Source organism: Planococcus sp. APC 3906, assembly GCF_030407685.1.
Lineage (GTDB): Bacteria > Bacillota > Bacilli > Bacillales_A > Planococcaceae > Planococcus > Planococcus koreensis.
This window is the reverse complement of sequence record NZ_JASDCW010000042.1, coordinates 1-18,824: the sequence shown is the minus strand read 5'-3', so window position 1 is coordinate 18,824 and position 18,824 is coordinate 1. Positions and strand designations below refer to the sequence as shown.

General features: G+C 49.4%; 17 protein-coding genes. 13 read left to right on the top strand and 4 right to left on the bottom strand.

The window, feature by feature from the left end; all coding sequences use genetic code 11:
* The 4 genes from QMA09_RS16065 to QMA09_RS16050 all read left to right on the top strand — a co-directional run.
* On the top strand, positions 1–496 hold a 496-nt coding region (locus tag QMA09_RS16065), incomplete at its 5' end, for a DinB family protein (RefSeq protein WP_290213844.1).
* 142 nt (positions 497–638) lie between these two features.
* The gene (acnA, locus tag QMA09_RS16060; RefSeq protein WP_290213843.1) at positions 639–3,353 is read left to right on the top strand and encodes an aconitate hydratase AcnA; all 2,715 of its coding nucleotides are present in this window, start codon (positions 639–641) and stop codon (positions 3,351–3,353) included.
* Positions 3,354–3,570: 217 nt separating this feature from the next.
* A complete protein-coding gene (locus QMA09_RS16055) occupies positions 3,571–4,011 on the top strand; it encodes an acyl-CoA thioesterase (RefSeq protein ID WP_290213842.1) in 441 nt (146 codons plus the stop codon).
* Positions 3,995–4,303, top strand: a complete 309-nt coding sequence (locus QMA09_RS16050; protein ID WP_290213841.1) for a hypothetical protein — start codon at positions 3,995–3,997, stop codon at positions 4,301–4,303. Before QMA09_RS16055 ends, QMA09_RS16050 begins: the two co-directional genes overlap by 17 nt.
* Before the next feature lie 6 nt (positions 4,304–4,309).
* On the opposite strand, the gene QMA09_RS16045 is transcribed toward QMA09_RS16050, so the two are convergent.
* Together QMA09_RS16045 and plsY are read right to left on the bottom strand one after the other, a co-directional pair.
* A complete protein-coding gene (locus QMA09_RS16045; protein WP_290213840.1) occupies positions 4,310–4,609 on the bottom strand; it encodes a HesB/YadR/YfhF family protein in 300 nt (99 codons plus the stop codon).
* A gap of 26 nt (positions 4,610–4,635) precedes the next feature.
* Positions 4,636–5,226, bottom strand: coding sequence for a glycerol-3-phosphate 1-O-acyltransferase PlsY (gene plsY / locus QMA09_RS16040; RefSeq protein ID WP_135502523.1), 591 nt, complete (start codon positions 5,224–5,226; stop codon positions 4,636–4,638).
* Positions 5,227–5,360: 134 nt separating this feature from the next.
* Between plsY and QMA09_RS16035 the strand changes: the two genes are divergently transcribed.
* The 8 genes from QMA09_RS16035 to QMA09_RS16000 all read left to right on the top strand — a co-directional run bounded on the left by QMA09_RS16035 (position 5,361) and on the right by QMA09_RS16000 (position 16,510).
* Positions 5,361–5,768 (top strand): CoA-binding protein, encoded by a 408-nt coding sequence (locus QMA09_RS16035; protein ID WP_135502520.1) that lies wholly within the window; start codon positions 5,361–5,363, stop codon positions 5,766–5,768.
* A 125-nt stretch (positions 5,769–5,893) separates the two neighbouring features.
* Positions 5,894–7,864, top strand: a complete 1,971-nt coding sequence (gene parE, locus QMA09_RS16030) for a DNA topoisomerase IV subunit B (RefSeq protein WP_290213839.1) — start codon at positions 5,894–5,896, stop codon at positions 7,862–7,864.
* On the top strand, positions 7,861–10,302 hold the full coding sequence (parC, locus tag QMA09_RS16025; protein ID WP_290213838.1) for a DNA topoisomerase IV subunit A: 2,442 nt from the start codon (positions 7,861–7,863) through the stop codon (positions 10,300–10,302). The genes parE and parC overlap by 4 nt, the downstream gene beginning before the upstream one ends.
* A gap of 345 nt (positions 10,303–10,647) precedes the next feature.
* Positions 10,648–12,243, top strand: coding sequence for a long-chain-fatty-acid--CoA ligase (locus tag QMA09_RS16020; RefSeq protein WP_290213837.1), 1,596 nt, complete (start codon positions 10,648–10,650; stop codon positions 12,241–12,243).
* Between the two features lie 265 nt (positions 12,244–12,508).
* A complete protein-coding gene (locus tag QMA09_RS16015) occupies positions 12,509–13,228 on the top strand; it encodes a hypothetical protein (protein ID WP_290213836.1) in 720 nt (239 codons plus the stop codon).
* A 71-nt stretch (positions 13,229–13,299) separates the two neighbouring features.
* Positions 13,300–14,340, top strand: coding sequence for a hypothetical protein (locus QMA09_RS16010; protein ID WP_356779625.1), 1,041 nt, complete (start codon positions 13,300–13,302; stop codon positions 14,338–14,340).
* 29 nt (positions 14,341–14,369) lie between these two features.
* Positions 14,370–14,930, top strand: a complete 561-nt coding sequence (locus QMA09_RS16005; protein WP_290213835.1) for a GNAT family N-acetyltransferase — start codon at positions 14,370–14,372, stop codon at positions 14,928–14,930.
* A 362-nt stretch (positions 14,931–15,292) separates the two neighbouring features.
* Positions 15,293–16,510, top strand: a complete 1,218-nt coding sequence (locus tag QMA09_RS16000; protein ID WP_290213834.1) for an MFS transporter — start codon at positions 15,293–15,295, stop codon at positions 16,508–16,510.
* Between the two features lie 16 nt (positions 16,511–16,526).
* Here QMA09_RS16000 and QMA09_RS15995 read toward each other — a convergent pair whose 3' ends face one another.
* Positions 16,527–17,090 (bottom strand): winged helix-turn-helix domain-containing protein, encoded by a 564-nt coding sequence (locus QMA09_RS15995; RefSeq protein WP_290213833.1) that lies wholly within the window; start codon positions 17,088–17,090, stop codon positions 16,527–16,529.
* Positions 17,091–17,361: 271 nt separating this feature from the next.
* Positions 17,362–18,123 (bottom strand): hypothetical protein, encoded by a 762-nt coding sequence (locus QMA09_RS15990; protein ID WP_290213832.1) that lies wholly within the window; start codon positions 18,121–18,123, stop codon positions 17,362–17,364.
* A 91-nt stretch (positions 18,124–18,214) separates the two neighbouring features.
* On the opposite strand from QMA09_RS15990, the gene QMA09_RS15985 reads away from it, so the two are divergent.
* Positions 18,215–18,712 carry a hypothetical protein gene (locus tag QMA09_RS15985; RefSeq protein ID WP_290213831.1) on the top strand — a complete coding sequence of 166 codons (498 nt, stop codon included), beginning with the start codon at positions 18,215–18,217 and terminating at the stop codon, positions 18,710–18,712.
* Positions 18,713–18,824 lie beyond the last annotated feature (112 nt).

Genomic DNA, 18,824 nt, shown 5'->3' with positions numbered 1-18,824 from the left:
ACGAATGTATAAAAAAGACAACGAAAAGATCAGAAGAGAAGTGCTGGATGCTGTCAATGGCTTGTCGGATGATAAGCTCAACCAGAAACCGGCGGAAGGCGAATGGTCGCCGATGGAAATACTGGAACACTTGAATTTGATGGAATCGTACATCGCCAAAAACATATCCCGGGAACTGGCATCGGAGCGCAATGAGAAAGTGATGAAAAAGCCGATCCAGTTGACGGTCAGCCGGATGGTGAAAGTGGATGCACCTGCGCCGGTAGCGCCGAGCGGAGAATTTATTCCGCTTGATGACATGAAATCGCGCCTCGTTAAATCGCGTTTGCTGCTTGACAGCATTTATGACGGGACGACCGAAGACGTGCTTGAAAACAAATCGATGAAGCATCCGGTGTTCGGCCAAGTGCCGCTCATCCAATGGTTTCCGTTTATCGGCCTGCATGAAAAACGCCATTTGAAGCAATTGGAAAAAACCATCGAAAAAATCAAATGATAACCAAAAAGGTAATTCGAAAAACTTATCACATTCTATAATTTTAATGTAATTTACTTATGCTTTTGTTTTCGTTATGATGGAAGAGGAGAAAAGACTCTATTATAAGCCTTTTCAGAAGATTTAAAGGAGGAACATGATCATGGCAAAAAGCAGTTTGCACAACAGCCGCACTTCTTTTGAGCTCAATGGCAAAACGTATAACTTTTACCGTTTAGCTGCATTAGAAGAAGCAGGAATCGCGAAAGTATCACGGCTTCCTTATTCGATTAAAGTACTTTTGGAATCCGTGCTGCGCCAGCATGACGGATACGTCATCAAAGACGAGCACGTAGAAGAATTGGCAAAATGGGGCAAGGATGCGAACAAAGAAGCAGAAGTTCCATTCAAACCTTCACGCGTCATCTTGCAGGATTTCACTGGAGTACCTGTAGTCGTTGACTTGGCAGCACTTCGTTCCGCAATGGCGAAACTTGGTGGAGACCCAGACAAGATTAACCCGGAAATTCCGGTTGATTTGGTAATCGACCACTCGGTGCAGGTAGACAACTACGGCACTGAAGATGCTTTGCGCATCAACATGGAACTTGAATTCGACCGCAATGCGGAGCGTTACCAATTCCTCAACTGGGCACAAAAAGCCTATGACAATTACCGTGCAGTTCCACCAGCAACAGGTATCGTACACCAAGTTAACCTTGAGTACTTGGCGAACGTTGTCCACGCTGTACCGAACGAAGACGGCACTTTTGAAACATTCCCGGATACATTGGTCGGAACAGATTCACATACGACAATGATCAACGGAATCGGCGTACTTGGCTGGGGCGTTGGCGGAATTGAAGCAGAAGCGGGCATGCTTGGACAGCCTTCTTACTTCCCGATTCCAGAAGTTATCGGCGTGAAAATGACTGGCGAATTGCCAAACGGTGCAACAGCTACCGATTTAGCGCTTAAAGTGACTGAAGAATTGCGTAAAAAAGGCGTAGTCGGCAAATTCGTCGAGTTCTTCGGACCTGGCGTTACGAAATTGCCGCTTGCTGACCGTGCGACGATTGCCAATATGGCTCCTGAATACGGCGCAACTTGCGGATTCTTCCCAGTTGACGAAGAAGCTCTTAACTACATGCGTTTGACTGCACGTACAACAGAACAAATCGCGATCACAAAAGCATATTTGCAAGCGAACGACATGTTCTTCACAGTTGAGAACGAAGATCCGATCTACACAGACGTTGTGGAAATGGACCTTTCAACAATCGAACCGAACCTTGCTGGACCGAAACGCCCACAAGATTTGATTCCATTGTCTCAAATGAAGACTGAGTTCAACAAAGCGGTAACGGCTCCTGAAGGCCCGCACGGTTTTGCGCTTGATGCGAATGAAATCGCGAAATCAGCGACGGTCAACTTCAAAGACGGCCGCGTTGCTGAGATGAAGACAGGGGCGCTTGCAATTGCCGCTATCACATCTTGTACGAATACATCGAACCCATACGTAATGCTGGGCGCTGGTTTGGTCGCTAAAAAAGCGGTTGAAAAAGGCTTGACGCCGCCTGCATACGTGAAAACTTCATTGGCGCCAGGTTCTAAAGTTGTAACTGGCTACTTGAACGATTCCGGTTTGCTTGATTACATGAACCAAATCGGCTTTAACCTTGTCGGCTACGGCTGTACAACATGTATCGGTAACTCAGGCCCATTATTGCCTGAAATCGAAGATGCGATTCTAGACAACGATTTGCTGGTTTCTTCTGTACTTTCCGGTAACCGTAACTTTGAAGGGCGTATCCACCCGCTAGTCAAAGCCAACTACTTGGCGTCTCCGATGCTCGTAGTCGCTTATGCACTAGCTGGAACAGTTGATATCGACTTCGCTGTTGACCCAATCGGCAAAGACAAAGAAGGCAACGATGTGTTCTTCAAAGACATCTGGCCATCAACTGAAGAAGTGAAAGAAGTCGTACACAACACTGTAACGCCTGAATTGTTCCGCAAAGAATACGAGCACGTATTCAGCGAGAACGAAGCATGGAACGCAATCAAGACAAACGACGATGCGTTGTACGAATTCGACGAAGATTCGACTTATATCCAGAACCCGCCATTCTTCGACGGCCTTTCGAAAGAACCGGCTCCGATCCAGCCATTGGCTGACTTGCGCGTAGTGGCTAAGTTCGCTGACTCGATCACGACTGACCACATTTCACCAGCTGGGGCAATCGGCAAAGATACGCCAGCAGGTAAATACTTGCGTGAAAAAGGCGTCGAGCCTCGCAACTTCAACTCTTACGGCTCACGCCGCGGGAACCATGAAGTGATGATGCGCGGAACGTTCGCGAACATCCGCATCCGCAATCAGGTTGCACCAGGTACTACAGGCGGTTACACTACGTACTGGCCGACTGGTGAAACGATGGCAATCTACGATGCAGCGATGAAATACCAGCAACAAGGCACTGGCCTTGCGATCTTGACAGGAAAAGACTACGGCATGGGCTCGTCTCGCGACTGGGCTGCCAAAGGTACATTCCTACTCGGCATCAAAACGGTTATTGCTGAAAGCTACGAGCGGATTCACCGTTCGAACTTGGTGATGATGGGCGTCTTGCCGCTTCAATTCTTGAACGGCCAAAACGCTGAAGTCCTTGGCTTGACTGGCCGCGAATCCATCTCTGTCAACTTGTCTGATACCGTGAAACCACGCGATATCCTGACAGTGACTGCAACTGCTGAAAACGGCGACGTAACTACTTTTGAAGTACTTGCTCGTTTCGACTCAGAAGTGGAAGTTGATTACTACCGCCACGGTGGGATCCTTCAGATGGTACTCCGCAACAAATTGCTGGAAGTGTAATAAATTCATAAAAAAGCGTCCTGGGATTGTTTCCAGGACGCTTTTTTTTGCGTAGGGGGATGGAAAGTATTTTGTGAGGCAAGGGAAGTAAATACTTAATTTTACAAGTAGAACAGCTTTATCAGCTGCTAACAGTCGTTTTTACTTGTAACAGACAGGCTTTTCTTTTTTTATTCCATTCATACTCTTGTATACTGAAAGGAGAGGTGAAGGAAGAATGTTTATTAGTGAAAAAGAGATAGAGATCCGCTATGCGGAAACCGACCAAATGGGCGTTGTCTACCACGCCAATTACATCATTTGGCTGGAGATCGGCCGGACAAAGCTGATTGAAGACTTAGGCTTTACTTACGCGGGGATGGAGAGTGAAGGCTACCTGTCACCGGTTACGGATGTGTCGATCCAATACAAGGCACCGATGCGCTATGGCCAGAAGGCGCTTGTCCGCACGTGGGTTGAAGAACACGGCCGCCTGCGCACGAAATACGGCTATGAAATTTTGCATGAAGACGGCACGCTTGCAGCAAAAGCAGTGTCGGAGCACGTTGTGGTGAAAAAAGAGACGTTCCGTCCGGTGTCGATCCAAAAGACGTTTCCGGAATGGCATGAAAAATACGAAGAAGTGAAAAGGAAGGATTCGGATGGCGTTCGGAATTAAGCGCGAAGAGCTGGTGCGCTGGAAGCTCGATGTGGAAGAAGGAAAAATTGCCTTTTTGACGCATTATTGGGTGGATGAGCGGTTCGTGGGCTGCTCGACGGTGACGAAAGTCGGCTGCAGCGATCTGGACAAGCTCGAACAATGGGGACGCCAATACGGCTTGAAGCCAGAATGGATGGACTTGCGCAATAATTATCCGCATTTCGACTTGTTCGGAGAACACCAAGTCCGCATTTTGACCGAAGAAAACATGCTGCACCAATTGCATAAATTCAAAAAAGACAACGCGTGAAGTTTCTCACGCGTTGTCTTTTTTGTAATCGTAAGCCAATTCTTTCAAGTCGTCGTTGACGCTCACCAGCAAATCGTGGCCGTCAAAATACCAGAGGTCGGTTTCTTCGATGTAATAAGTGACGTCGTCTTGTTCGATGCTGACTGCCGCTTCTCCGGGATGGTCTTTCGTTACACCGAGCGAGAAGCCCGGCTGCAATTTACTTGAGCCGCCGTAGCGGACGAAAAATCGGACTTTGTCTCCAGCTTCTACTTCCATTTCTTTCGAGAACCATTCGAATGCATCTTCACTGATGTTGATCTGCATGCGCTGCACGCCCTTTCAATGGCATTTCACCATTTGATTTTCGGCTCTGTGCCGGCCTTGATCCGTGCGATATTCGCCCGGTGGCGGTAGATGATAAAGCTCGCCAAAATGAGTATGACAATTAAAAATGGATAATCTTCTGAATAAAATGTATAAATAACTGTATAAATAACTGCAACTACTGCTAAAATAATGGAAGACAACGAAACCATTTTTGTAATTTTTAGGGCAATCAGCAATACTGCGACCGCTAAAAGGAACAATGGCCATTGATAGCCAAGAAGGATGCCGCCGGATGTGGCAACCGCTTTTCCGCCTTTGAATTTCGCAAAGACCGGGTACATATGGCCAATGACCGCAATGACGCCGAAGACGAGCGGGTGGATCGGTGTGTCGATGTAAAGCGGAATCATGGTTGCGGCGGTCCCTTTCAGAATATCGAGAATCGTTACGGCGATGCCCGCTTTTGCGCCGAGTGTACGGAAGGTGTTGGTGGCCCCTAGATTCCCACTGCCTTTCGTGCGGATATCCGTTTTGTAAAACAATTTCCCGACCCATAATGCGGATGGGATCGAACCGAGCAAGTAAGCTAAAATAAGGGGAAGCAAAATGTCCATGAAAAACTCCTTTGGGCCATACGTATTTGTTTTTTTAGTTTAACATGAAGCGACTTCATTGAACAATATCCGATCGTTTATTCAACAACGCAGCAAAAATCATGTATGATAGAATAAAAGGACAGGTGAATTGCATGCACAATCCAAGCCGTGAAAAAATCAAAAAAGTTCTTGATGATTCCAAAACAATCGCTGTAGTGGGCTTGAGCCCGAATCCTGACCGCACCTCTTATATGGTGTCGGAAGCGATGCAGCGGGCGGGCTACCGGATCATCCCGGTGAATCCGAGAGCGGACAACGTGCTCGGCGAGAAAAGCTACGCGACGTTAGCGGATATCCCGGAACCGGTCGATATCGTCAATGTCTTCCGCCGCAGTGAATTTCTGCCTGAACTGGCGCGGGATTTCAAAGCTATCGACGCTCCGGTATTCTGGACCCAATTGAATGTGGTGGACGAAGCGGTATTCGATGACTTAACCGATGCAGGCTATACGGTGATCATGGACCGCTGCATCAAAGTGGAACACGCTATCCTCAAATAAAGGCTTTTTTAGGATAAGAGGGCACCTGGCTCTCTTTTTCTATGATTATTGACAGAAGTGCCGGATGGCGATACGATTAAAAGATAAAGAAATGCGAACAGATGTTTTGTTGGAGGGAAAAAAGAATGGCCAAAACGAAAAATACGGCATACAACGAAGAAGCAATTCAAGTACTCGAAGGCCTAGACGCCGTTAGAAAACGCCCGGGTATGTATATCGGTTCGACAGATGCCAGAGGCCTGCACCATTTGGTGTACGAAATCGTCGACAACTCGGTGGATGAAGCACTTGCCGGATTCGGCGACAAAATCAGCGTAACGATCCACGAAGACAATAGTTTGAGCGTCCGCGACCACGGACGCGGCATGCCGACGGGAATGCACCGCAGCGGCAAACCGACGCCGGAAGTCATTTTGACCGTGCTCCACGCAGGCGGCAAATTCGGGCAAGGCGGCTATAAAACAAGCGGCGGGCTACACGGAGTCGGCGCATCGGTCGTCAATGCATTGTCCAAATTCCTGGAAGTGACGATTCACCGCGATGGCAAGAAATACCGCCAGCGCTTCGAAAATGGCGGAAAACCGGTCACGACGCTTGAAGAAATCGGAACGACAAAAGAAACCGGCACCGAAATCCATTTCCTGCCGGATGAATCGATTTTTTCCGTGACAAAATACAATTACGAAACCTTGAGTGAGCGCCTGCGCGAATCGGCGTTCCTGTTAAAAGGCTTGAAAATCGATTTGACGGACAAGCGCAATGGTACGCAGGACACGTTTTTCTATGAAACCGGCATCGAAGCTTTTGTTGGGTATTTGAACGAAGAAAAAGACGTCTTGCATAAAGTCGCCTATATCGAAGGCCATCAGGACGAGCTCGAAGTCGAGTTCGCGTTCCAGTTCAACGATGGCTATTCCGAAACGATCTTGTCGTTCGTCAACAACGTCCGCACACGCGACGGCGGGACCCACGAAACCGGCGCAAAAGCAGCGATGACGCGTGTCTTCAACGATTACGCACGAAAAATCAATTTACTGAAAGACAAAGATAAGAACTTGGAAGGCTCGGATATCCGTGAAGGTTTGGCCGCGATTATTTCGGTCCGCATTCCGGAAGCGCTGCTCCAATTCGAAGGGCAGACGAAAAGCAAGCTCGGTACGAGTGAAGCCCGCAGCATTGTCGACGCAGTCGTGTCGCAGAAGCTCATGTATTTCATGGAGGAAAACGCTGATTTGAGCGCATCGCTCGTCCGCAAAGCGATTCGCGCGTCACAAGCGCGCCTGGCTGCACGGAAAGCACGCGAAGATGCCCGCAATGGCAAAAAGCGCAAGAAATCGGATGCGTTATTGTCCGGCAAATTGACGCCGGCGCAATCCCGCAATGCCTCGAAGAACGAATTGTACCTCGTAGAGGGCGACTCGGCCGGCGGTTCAGCGAAGCAAGGCCGCGACCGCACATTCCAGGCGATCTTGCCGCTGCGCGGGAAAGTCGTCAATACCGAAAAAGCGAAGCTCGAAGACATCATGAAAAACGAAGAGATTTCGACGATCATCCACGCAATCGGCGGCGGAGTGGCGGCGGATTTTTCGGTGGCGGACATCGCCTATAACAAAATCATCATCATGACCGATGCGGATACCGATGGCGCGCACATCCAAGTGCTGTTGCTGACGTTCTTCTTCCGCTACATGAAGCCTCTTATCGAAGCGGGCAAAGTGTTTATCGCATTGCCGCCGCTTTACAAAGTATCAAAAGGCGTCGGCAAAAAAGAAGTGGTCGATTACGCCTGGACGGAAGCTGACCTGGAAGCATCCACGAAAAAAGTGGGCAAAGGCTATATGCTGCAGCGCTATAAAGGTCTTGGTGAGATGAACGCCGACCAATTATGGGAAACCACGATGAATCCGGAAACCCGGACGTTGATCCGCGTCACGATTGAAGACGGGGCACGCGCTGAACGCCGCATCACAACGCTGATGGGCGATAAAGTGGAGCCGCGCCGCTTATGGATCGAAAACAACGTCGACTTCGGTATGGAAGAAGACGGCAACATTTTGGAAAATGATTTAATTCATGCTGAGGAGGAAGTTGTATGACACAAACCGAACGTTATCAAGATCTGCCATTAGAAGAAGTCATCGGCGATCGGTTTGGGCGTTACAGTAAATACATCATCCAGGACCGCGCACTTCCGGATGCGCGCGACGGGTTGAAACCTGTTCAGCGCCGGATTTTATATGCCATGTACAAAGAAGGCAATACCAATGATAAAGCGTTCCGGAAATCCGCTAAAACGGTCGGTAACGTAATCGGCAACTACCATCCGCACGGTGATACATCCGTGTATGAAGCGATGGTGCGCTTGAGCCAGGACTGGAAAGTGCGCCACATGTTAGTTGAAATGCACGGCAATAACGGTTCGATGGACGGCGACTCGCCAGCTGCGATGCGTTACACCGAAGCGCGTTTGTCGGCGATTGCCGGCGAATTGCTGCGCGATATCGACAAGCGCACCGTTGAATTCATCCCGAACTTTGATGATTCGGATATGGAGCCGACGGTCTTGCCATCGCGTTTCCCGAACTTGCTGGTGAACGGTTCGACCGGTATTTCTGCCGGCTACGCGACGGATATCCCGCCGCACGCGTTGCACGAAGTGCTTGACGCTGTGCTTATGCGCATGGACAATCCGAACGCGACGGTTGAAGAGCTGATGACGGTCATCAAAGGGCCGGATTTTCCGACAGGCGGTATCATTCAAGGCGTCGACGGCATCCGCAAAGCTTATGAAACCGGTAAAGGCAAGATCATCATCCGCTCGAAAGCGGATATCGAACCGCTTAAAGGCGGCAAAGAGCAAATCGTCATCACCGAAATTCCTTTTGAAGTCAATAAAGCCAGCATGATTAAAAAAATCGATGACCAGCGCTTCGACCGCAAACTCGAAGGCATCTCGGAAGTCCGCGATGAATCCGACAGAACCGGCCTGCGCATCGTCATCGAATTGAAAAAAGACATGGACGCCAATGGCATCTTGAACTACTTGTATAAAAATACGGATCTTCAAGTGAGCTATAACTTCAATATGGTCGCCATCCACAAACGCCGGCCAACGATGATGACGCTGCAGACGTCGCTTGACGCTTACATCATTCACCAGAAAGAAATCATCACGAAACGGTCGGAATTCGATTTGCAAAAAGCGAACGACCGCATGCACATCGTCGAAGGCTTGATCAAAGCGTTGTCGATCCTCGATGAAGTCATCAAAACAATCCGCGCGTCAAAAGACAAACGCGATGCGAAGAACAACTTGATTTCTTCATTCGCCTTTTCTGAGGCGCAAGCGGAAGCGATCGTCAGCTTGCAGCTATACCGCTTGACGAACACCGACATCACGGAATTGCGCAACGAAGCGGACAGCTTGAAAAAACTCATCGCCGAATTGACTGGGATTTTGACAAGTGCCACGAAGCTGAAAAATGTCATCAAAAAAGAATTGGCCGTCATCCGCAAACAATTTGCAGAACCGCGCCGTTCGGTCATCGAAGACAAAATTCAGGAAATCACCATCACACGTGAATTGCTGATTCCAAGTGAGGACGTCGTGGTGACCGTGACGAAAGAAGGCTATGTGAAACGGACCAGCCCGCGTTCCCATGCAGCATCGAACGGCCAGGATTTTGCAATGAAAGATTCTGACCATCTGTTGTTCGAGCGCAATTTGAATACGCAGCACACGATCCTGATCTTCACAACTAGCGGAAATTTCGTTTACCAGCCGATCAACGAACTTCCGGACATCAAGTGGAAAGACCTTGGCCAGCATTTATCGAGCATCGTGCAGCTGGAACCGAACGAATCGATTTTGGCGGTTTATCCGTTTGAGAACTTCGATGCCGACGCCAGCATCCTGACCGTTTCGAAAAACGGCATGGTGAAGCGTTCGGCATTAAAGGATTATCACATCCAGCGCTACTCGCGTGCCATCAAGACGATGAACCTCAAAGGCGACGACAAAATGATTTTTGCCGGAGTCGTCACGAAAGAGACCGAATTGTTCATTGCAACGAACCAAGCTTATGGTGTACGCTTCCCGCTCGAAGAAATTCCGATAACGGGACTACGTACAGCAGGGGTAAAAGGCGTGAACTTGAAAGACGGCGATACCGTCGTATCGGCTATCATGATCGATCCGCAGCAAAAGCAGGACCTGGTATTGGTCACGCAGCGTGGAGCTGCCAAGAAGATGAAGCTTCAAGAATTTGAAATCGGAAGCCGCGCGAAACGCGGCGTCGTCATGCTGCGGGAATTGAAATCGAATCCCCACCGTGTCGTCTGCGTCTTGTCGGTATCCGGTTCAGAGGAAATCTTGATGGAAACAGCAAAAGGCGTCCGGCTTCCACTTGCGGCAACCGCATTAAAAACAGTTGACCGCTATTCGAACGGCTCATTCATTGTGGATGAGAGCTCGGATGGAAAAGTGACAGCAGTATACAAAAAAGAAATGCCCGCTCCAAAAGAGCAGGCGTGAATAAGGTGAAGGGAAGGGAGGGTCCACACTTGTGGATCCTCTCTTTTTTTGCTTGTATTAAACTCTAAAAAGGTAGGAGGGATTATATATAATCATATACTTATGAATTTAATATAAATATTATGTAATCTAGAATTTGCTTATTTTTCTTCTCTTATAAATCTATACATAAACAAGTTCTTATGTAATAAATATTTTAATTATGTAAACTAAAATAATACCTACGTGGTTCAGTTGTTTAATATTTGATAAATTCCGACTACTTCGTTGACACAGTTTTACCAGGTCCATATACTTGCTATATAACAGTTTTGAATACTACAGATACCGGAAGGGGAAATGACCATGTTTGCACCATTGACGCCGTTAGATTGGAAGCGCCGCGCCATCAAGTATTACCCGGAGAAAATTGCGGTCATCGATGAAGACAAGAAGTTTACATACAAGGAATTCGGAAAGCGCACGGACCAGTTGGCGTTCGCACTCCAAAAAGCCGGGATTTTAAAAGGCGACCATATCGCGGTCATGTTGCCGAACACCCATTATATGCTGGAATGCTTCTATGGCATCTGCCAGCTTGGAGCCGTCATGGTGCCGCTCAATTACCGGCTGGTCGCCAAAGACCTTGAGTACATCATCCGCCACAGCGACGCGAAAATGATCATCGTCGACGCGGAGTTCGGCAAGTTGATCGAAGGGATTCAGCATAGCCTGCCGCTCGAAAAATTCATTATCGTCGATGTGCCGGGCCATGACTCTGCGCTTGAAGGCGTTTCGTACGAGGAATTCATCAGCGAGATTCCGGCAGATTCTGTGCTGGCGCCAGTCGATATCGACGAGAACCAGATGCTGACGCTCAATTACACGAGCGGAACAACGTCGAATCCGAAAGGCGTCATGCTGACGCATCGTGCGAATTACTTGAATGCCGCCAATTTCATGTACCATTTGAATGTCGTGCATGACGATGTTTATTTGCACACCTTGCCAATGTTCCACGCTAACGGCTGGGGCGGCGTGTGGGCGCTGACGGCTGCAGGCGGCACGCATATCTGCCTGCGCAAAGTGGATCCGCCGCTCATTTTGGAGCTTTTTGAAAAGCATAATGTGTCGTTATTATGCGGTGCACCGACCGTTGTCAACATGCTTGTCAATGAACCGAAAGCGAAAGAAGTCAAGATCACCACCAGCCCCCGCATGGCGACAGCAGGAGCTCCTCCGGCTGCAGCGTTGATTGCTAAGGCGCAAGCAGTGCTCGGTTTAAACATGATGCACGTTTATGGCTTGACGGAGACGTCGCCGTTCATCCTTTATTGCGAATGGCATAAAGCCTTTGACTCGCTGTCGCCAGATGAGCAGGCGAACATCAAAGCGCGCCAAGGCATCGAACTCGCGTTCAACGGTGAAACGAAAGTCGTCAGCCAGGAAGACGGCCGCGAAGTGGCGTGGAACGGCAAAGAGCTTGGCGAAATCGTCACTCGAGGCAACGTCGTCATGAGCGGCTATTACAAAGATCCCGAGAAGACGGCTGAAGCGATTCGCGACGGTTGGTTCTATACGGGGGATTTGGCGGTGACGTATCCGGACGGCTATATCGAAATCCAAGATCGCATCAAAGACATGATCATTTCCGGCGGCGAAAACATTTCGTCGACTGAAATCGAAGGCGTCCTGTACAAGCATCCGGATATCCTGGAGGTGGCCGTTATCGCGGTGCCGGACGAGAAATGGGGCGAGGTGCCGAAAGCCATCATCGTGCTGCATCCGGGCGCAACGTGCACCGAACAGGACATCATCGCTTACACGCGTGAGAACATGGCGCATTTCAAGACGCCGAAATCGATCGATTTTGTTGAAGCGCTGCCGAAGACGGCAACCGGTAAGCTGCAGAAATTCCGCTTGCGTGAAATGTACTGGAACAGCTCGAAAAAAGTGAATTGATGAAATGGGAAAAGCCGGCTCGTTCGAGGAGCCGGCTTTTTGTGGCGTTTATTGGCGTTGCGCGGCTAAACGCGCGTAAAATTCGCTGGGCGCTCGTAAATTGTTGTGAACGCGCATAAATCTTTCTGAACGCACGTAAATCTTCCTGAGCGCGCATAAACGCATTCTGCCTGCCACAATATCGATTCCGCGTAGATTCTCGTCTGGCAGAACTGGAATTTTCTGTGTATGATTGAAACAGACTGAATATCAGGAAGTGATTAGCTTGCCGGATTGGACGTACCATACGATTTTTAAGCCGGCGCTCGATAAAATGCCGGCTGCAAAGAGCAGAAACTTTATCCACCGCGGCATGAACGCGGTTTCTTCGTTCCCCGGAGGCGGCGCATTCATTGAAATACTGGGCCATACCGAGCCTTCGGAAAAGCTGCAGTCGGTTGTCGCGGGGCTTGCGTTGTCGAATCCGGTCGGCTTGAGTGGAAAAATCGACCCTTTACTCGCCGGAACGGCCGCATTCGGTAATTTGGGCTTCGGCTTTATCGAAGTCGGTCCAGTATCGGCAGAGCCTCAAAACGGCAAGGCTGTCCATTTTAATGAAACCACCGGCAGGATCGCGTTTTCCCGCCAAGGGGAATCGCGTGGGGTAAATGAAACACGCGCTAAGTTAAAAAACTTCAAGAAACCATTGCTGATCCGCATCGATCCAGAGGCTTCTATAGAGGAAACACTCCAAATCACAGCGAGTCTGCGTGATTCAGGCGACGCTTTCATCACGGCTAACCCTTTCACCGCGAACGACTTTCAAGCATTGAGGCACGCGGCAGGGAACAAGCCGCTCCTATACGCATGCAATCATGCAAACCTCGATCTCCCGCGCCTTAGCGAATTGGCCGCAAACGGCTGGATCGATGGCATCCTGGTCGAAGAACGCAGCGTCGAGTCACCTTTTGGCACGAATTTCCTGATGGCCAGACGGCTGAAATAGGCGCGGCAGTAAAGAGCCTAAAAACGGAACTTCATTTACCGGTCATTACGGTTGGCGGCATTGCTGAACCCGTGGACGCCGTCACGCTTTTCCGCTCCGGTGCTGACGCGGTCATGTTGTCCAGCGGCTACACCGAAACCGGTCCGGGATTGCCAAAACGGATCAATGAGGCCCTCCTCCACGACCGAGAGCCGCAAAAAGCGTCTCATAGCGGCTGGCATTGGCACTGGCTGTTCGGCTTCATCATGGTGCTTGCTGGCGTCGCAGCGTTGATTGTCAGCCTGACGGTTGTTGTGCTGCCGTACGACGAGAAATTCCTGCGCTTGACGCGGGAAGAGCTGATGGCGCTGAATCCGCGGATCTACCGTTTCATGCAGCATGACCGCATGACGGTTGCCGGCACGATGATTTCGGGCGGTTTGATTTACATGCAGCTTGCGCGCCACGGCGTCCGGCGTGGCCTGCACTGGGCGAAAAGCGCGATCCACATCGCCGGAGCGGTCGGGTTCCTCGGCATCCTGCTGTTTTTGGGCTTCGGTTATTTCGACTGGCTGCACGGCTTGTTGTGGCTGATTTTGCTGCCGCTGTTCTGGAAAGGCTTCCAAGCATCGAAGCCGCTGAACGAGCAGCCGAAATCGGAAAACCGCACGAACCACAAAGCGTGGAAACGGAGCCTTTGGGGCCAGCTCGCTTTTGTGTCGCTTGGCGTTGCATTGGCAATTGGCGGGCTGGTCATTTCGCTGATCGGCGTAACGGGCGTCTTTGTCGCGACCGACATCGCCTATATCTGCATGCCGCCTGAACAGCTGGCGTCGCTCAACGGCCGGCTGATCCCAGTGATTGCGCATGACCGCGCAGGCTTCGGCAGTGCACTTTTCAGCGTCGGGTTGCTGGTGCTGATGTTGGCGCTTTGGGGTTTCCGGCAAGGGGAAAAATGGGTCTGGCAGACGTTTCTGTTCGGCGGAATTCCGGCATTTAGCGCGGCAATTTCCGTGCATTACCTCATCGGCTACACGACGTTCATTCATTTATTGCCGGCGTTTATCGGATTGGGGCTATACGGCATCGGCTTATGGTTTTCAAAGGACTTTTTCTTTTATAAGGAAGCGTGAAAGGGTCCGTATAAGGGGGGATAATAAAAATGAAATGGGCGCAAAGAGAATTCAACGCAAACGGATCAGCTTACGCCATTCGGCTAGCTGAGGAGCGGGATGCAGAGGAACTTTCCAGGCTGCGGCTGCAGGCGGATGGGGAAACTGAAAACCTGGACAGGGAGCCCGGAGAAGACTTCATGGATCGGGACGCTTTCGCTCGTTTGATTGCATTGGACACGGAGAGCAGCCGCAGCCTGTTTCTCGTAGCGGAGACGGGTGGGAAGCTTGCGGGCTTTTCCCGCTGCCAGGGAAGCCATCTCAAACGTTCTTTGCATAAGGTGGAATTCGGCATCATGATCCTGCGACCATATTGGGGACTTGGCATTGGCCGGAATCTGCTCCAGGAATCAATCCGCTGGGCTGACTCAAACGGCATAACCAAAATCGCCTTGAGCGTTGTCGAAAGCAATGTTATAGCCATCCGATTATACGAAAAAATGGGCTTCAGCGTCGAAGGGGTTCTAAAGAACGACAAACTTCTTTCCGGTGGCCGCTATTGCAATACGATTATAATGGGGAGAATAAACAGTGAAAGTCAGGCCCGGTAGCTTCGGCGCTTAAACTAGGCATCTGTGGTATCGTAATAGAGGGAACGTACATGAAGACAATGCAAAAGGAGACAAGGGCTATGGATGCTAATTTGCTTAATATCATTGGCGTGCTCGCGGTATTCGCTTTGATCGTCATCGTACCGCTGGCTTTCGTATTCGGAATTTACACATTCAATAAACGCAAACGCAAATAACAACTGATTTAGCTTCAAAGAGAGGGAAGAGCGGGGAGATACTGCTCTTCTTTTTTTGCGTTCTTATTTCCGCTTTGCGTAAAAATAATTTTTAATGATGTTTGACTCTTGTATTTTTATCGTTAAAATTAATTTTAACGATAAAATATTATAAGGGGTGAACTAATGTTAAAAAATGCTGCAATACGCAATCTATGGTTGGGGCGGCTGGTTTCCGTTTCGGGAGATAGCTTGTATGAGGTGGCGGTCATTTGGTATGTCTTTGAATTGACGCGAAATCCTTTTTATACGGGATTGGCTGCCGCCATTGTGATGATTCCAAAAACCTTGAATTTCCTGTTTGGGCCGATCATCGAAGAGCTCAATAAAAAGAAGGTATTGGTCTTCGCACAATATTTTCAGTTTCTCCTCATGCTCGCCATTCCAGCAGGGATGCTCGTTGGCGTTGAATCGGTTTGGCTGGTATTAGCTATTTTGTTCCTGATTTCATTTCTTGAGAATTTCCAAGGCACTGCAGAAATAGCCGTCGTACCGGAAATTGTGCCGGCAGAGCAAAGAGGCGCATTCAACTCCCTGGCTGCTAGCTCGCACCTTTTGGTCGACATAGCCATGAAAGCGGCATTTGCCGGTTCGATTCTGTTTATCGGCATCGGCGGCATTTATCTTTACAATGCCTTGACCTACCTGGCCGCCGCTTTTTTCTTTGGCTTTCTGAAAACCAACCGCCCTCAACAGCAGCGGCCGGCGCCGCAGAAAATGGACTGGCCTAGCTACCGCAAGAGCCTGAAGCAAGGATTCAGCTACTTTTTCACAGGAGGCTTGCTGGTCGTCTGCATGCCGTTTCTTGTCGCGAACTTTTCCTTCGGCATCACAAGCGCCATTTTGCCTGTCTATGCCGCAGAACGCGGAGGCGGCGCTGTCTATGGCTATTTGATCCTCGCGCTGACAATCGGCAATTTGATCGGAACCGCAGTGGTGCCGAAACTGATGAGGTATCCGCTAGGTCGGCTGATGATTGTGCTGCCAGGCTGTTCATTCCTGTTATGGACGTTTTCGGTGCTTACCGGCAATTTATGGGCATCCATTCTCTTCTTCGGGCTCGCTTTTGTGCCGTTCGGCATGATGAGCATCCTGTTCATCACCTTTTTGCAGACGGCCATCGACGAAGACAAGCTGGCGCGCGTGTCGTCGATCATCGACAGCGTCCTCGTGTCCTCCATGCCGCTCGGCGCACTCCTTGGAGGAATTTTTGCGCCGCTGATCGGGGCAGGGAATATGATGCTGCTCGGCGGGGCAGGGCTGGCGGTGATTGCGCTGTACTTTACGGCGAATAAAAAAATCCGCTCCATGCCGAAAATAGGAGCGGACCATCTGAATGAATAACAAAAACCTGCCGGCATCAATCGTCGGCAGGTTTTTTTTCGCTTTCATACGTCAAAAGCGAAAACGTGTATTCTTTTGCGCCTTCTTTTCCTGCGGAATCACGGGAATCCAGCATAAAGCGGATCATGTCATTGACCTTGAGCCATTCATCGTGCGTCAAAGAAGCGGTCGCTTCGGTGTACATGGAGCGGGAATAGGTCTGTGCCGGATCCTTTATGCCATGCTCCAGGTCATCTTTCAGCAAAGCGACGCCTTTGTTCACCGACATCAAGATCATCGGCAAAAGAAAGTCGGCGTTGCGCGAAGCCAGTTCGCCTTCGAATTGCATGGTGTCGTTGTCGTCGAAAAGATGCTGGGACGAATAATACTTTTCAATCAAATTACCCACTTGTTTTTCTTCGCTGACTTCCAGCAGTCCGGTAGCCAGGAGCTTTTGGATCGGATAGTACAGGCGGGAAGGCTTTTCCTCGATGCCGCTCGCGATTTCCTTGACGGTCTTGCCGCTTGTTTTCACCGCGTGCAGGATCGCTTCGGTTTTCGGGTCGAAGATCAACTTCATCATCTCTAAATTGCTGGCCATTTTTTCGCCTCGCTTTTATCGTTTAATTAAATATTAACGCAAGAAGATTTTTTAACAAAGCTTTTTGGGCTCAGAGTGTAACTTTTCTCGTTTGGAATTGGTCATATCGCTTATAAACCGCCTATGAACGTTTCGGTCAAGAAAAAGTAGACTTAGTTAGCGGCATGAATAAACCTTTTTGTCGAGATGAGACCACTCACGGTCCAACTCGTTCCCATCGATCACTTTCCATGGATTGAAAAAGGTCTGGCCGTTTTTATTGAAGAATAGATCATTGCCCAGAAAAAAAAGAAGCATGTTGGACGATGCCTGCATGATTTATCCAGATCACCACATCTCCAGAGGCCGCCTCTTTTTCAATCAATCTGTAGTTTGCGCGGTGAAGGCCATGGATGAACGTTTCGGGATGCACCCATTCGCCGGCTATCCACGCGTGGCCAGTGACCGCGAACAAGGTAGCCGATAAGCAATTGCTGCCGTGGCTGTCGCTGTAGCGATTGGCGAACTGCTGCAAATGGGAAGGTGCATCTGCAGGAAGCTCATGGCATTTGGGACTGTCCCATTGCACAGCGTATTCTTTCAAGAAACGCACCTTAATTTTAATGGGCAACTTTTTCCACCAGCTATACTGCATGACGGCTAGCACCGTTCCGTCCCGTTCGACAGTGAAATCCTCAGGAGCTTCCGGAAGCATCGGAGCGGGAAACACGAGCCCTCTGCCCGAGCCCGCTTGGAGTTCGAGCAGGCGCTGCTTCTTTTGCAATGCCATCCGCTCGATCCATTCCGGCGGTGCGATCAGTACATAAGACATACGGTCTGCGATATTCCAATACATATAGCTATTCGCAAGTTGAAGGCGCTTGTAGACCGCATGCGCCATGAATTCATTTCGCGGCACGACTAGGACATCTGCCAATTCGCTTTCGAAATAAGCCAAATCCGCCTCTTCAATAAAAAACAGATCTTGGTTCGGGACAAAGGTGTCGATCCACGATGCTAGTTGCTGCTCGGTTGGTTCGATGGTGATTTTCATCTTCACATGCTCCTATGCTGACAATTAGTTTGGGTACGGCAAGGTGTTGCAATAATAAAGGGGGGAGGCTGATGAAAAAAGCTGGTTTGATTTGCTGTCTATTGTTTTATTCGCCTGCCAACCGAAAGGGGAAGAGCACAGCAATAAAGACGGTATGCCAGAGGAGATGCCGAATGATTTCAATTTTTCTCTTCAATACGGCATCCAGAAAAAGAATGAAATCAATACATTCGAAGGAAAGTTGACGAAAGATTTAATTGCAGACGGGGTTGCAACTGCTGATTTAATTTTAACAGAAGATGAGATGGAAGAGATTTACGAACGAATGCGGGAGATAAAGATAACGGAAACGAAGGATTTTACACCTGGACCTATAAACGGGGAAATTTGTACGCAAGAACCGCATGAAGAAGATGAATGGCACATCGTGATCAATGGGGAAACGCTGACTCATTCTATTTCAGGGAGTTTTTGTGAACCGACGGACGACGCGAAGCAGTTCATTGAGTTAAGGAATGAAGTAGTTAATGAGATAAAGAGCAAAGTGGCGTACAAATCACTTCCTGAGCCACGCGGAGGGTGCGAATAAGCTCGGATTATGAAACTTGATCGCGATAAACCCCTTCTGACGCTCATCTACGATCGCCATACATGCCGTTATCAAGGTTTATGCGCGTTCAGGAGAATTTACGAGCGCTCAG

What these genes read in the sequence shown, in the direction of transcription:
- acnA (WP_290213843.1), top strand. Translation starts at nt 639, where the DNA reads ATGGCAAAAAGCAGTTTGCACAACAGCCGCACTTCTTTTGAGCTCAAT.
- QMA09_RS16055 (WP_290213842.1), top strand. Translation starts at nt 3,571, where the DNA reads ATGTTTATTAGTGAAAAAGAGATAGAGATCCGCTATGCGGAAACCGAC.
- QMA09_RS16050 (WP_290213841.1), top strand. Translation starts at nt 3,995, where the DNA reads ATGGCGTTCGGAATTAAGCGCGAAGAGCTGGTGCGCTGGAAGCTCGAT.
- QMA09_RS16045 (WP_290213840.1), bottom strand. Translation starts at nt 4,609, where the DNA reads ATGCAGATCAACATCAGTGAAGATGCATTCGAATGGTTCTCGAAAGAA.
- plsY (WP_135502523.1), bottom strand. Translation starts at nt 5,226, where the DNA reads ATGGACATTTTGCTTCCCCTTATTTTAGCTTACTTGCTCGGTTCGATC.
- QMA09_RS16035 (WP_135502520.1), top strand. Translation starts at nt 5,361, where the DNA reads ATGCACAATCCAAGCCGTGAAAAAATCAAAAAAGTTCTTGATGATTCC.
- parE (WP_290213839.1), top strand. Translation starts at nt 5,894, where the DNA reads ATGGCCAAAACGAAAAATACGGCATACAACGAAGAAGCAATTCAAGTA.
- parC (WP_290213838.1), top strand. Translation starts at nt 7,861, where the DNA reads ATGACACAAACCGAACGTTATCAAGATCTGCCATTAGAAGAAGTCATC.
- QMA09_RS16020 (WP_290213837.1), top strand. Translation starts at nt 10,648, where the DNA reads ATGTTTGCACCATTGACGCCGTTAGATTGGAAGCGCCGCGCCATCAAG.
- QMA09_RS16005 (WP_290213835.1), top strand. Translation starts at nt 14,370, where the DNA reads ATGAAATGGGCGCAAAGAGAATTCAACGCAAACGGATCAGCTTACGCC.
- QMA09_RS16000 (WP_290213834.1), top strand. Translation starts at nt 15,293, where the DNA reads ATGTTAAAAAATGCTGCAATACGCAATCTATGGTTGGGGCGGCTGGTT.
- QMA09_RS15995 (WP_290213833.1), bottom strand. Translation starts at nt 17,090, where the DNA reads ATGGCCAGCAATTTAGAGATGATGAAGTTGATCTTCGACCCGAAAACC.
- QMA09_RS15990 (WP_290213832.1), bottom strand. Translation starts at nt 18,123, where the DNA reads ATGAAAATCACCATCGAACCAACCGAGCAGCAACTAGCATCGTGGATC.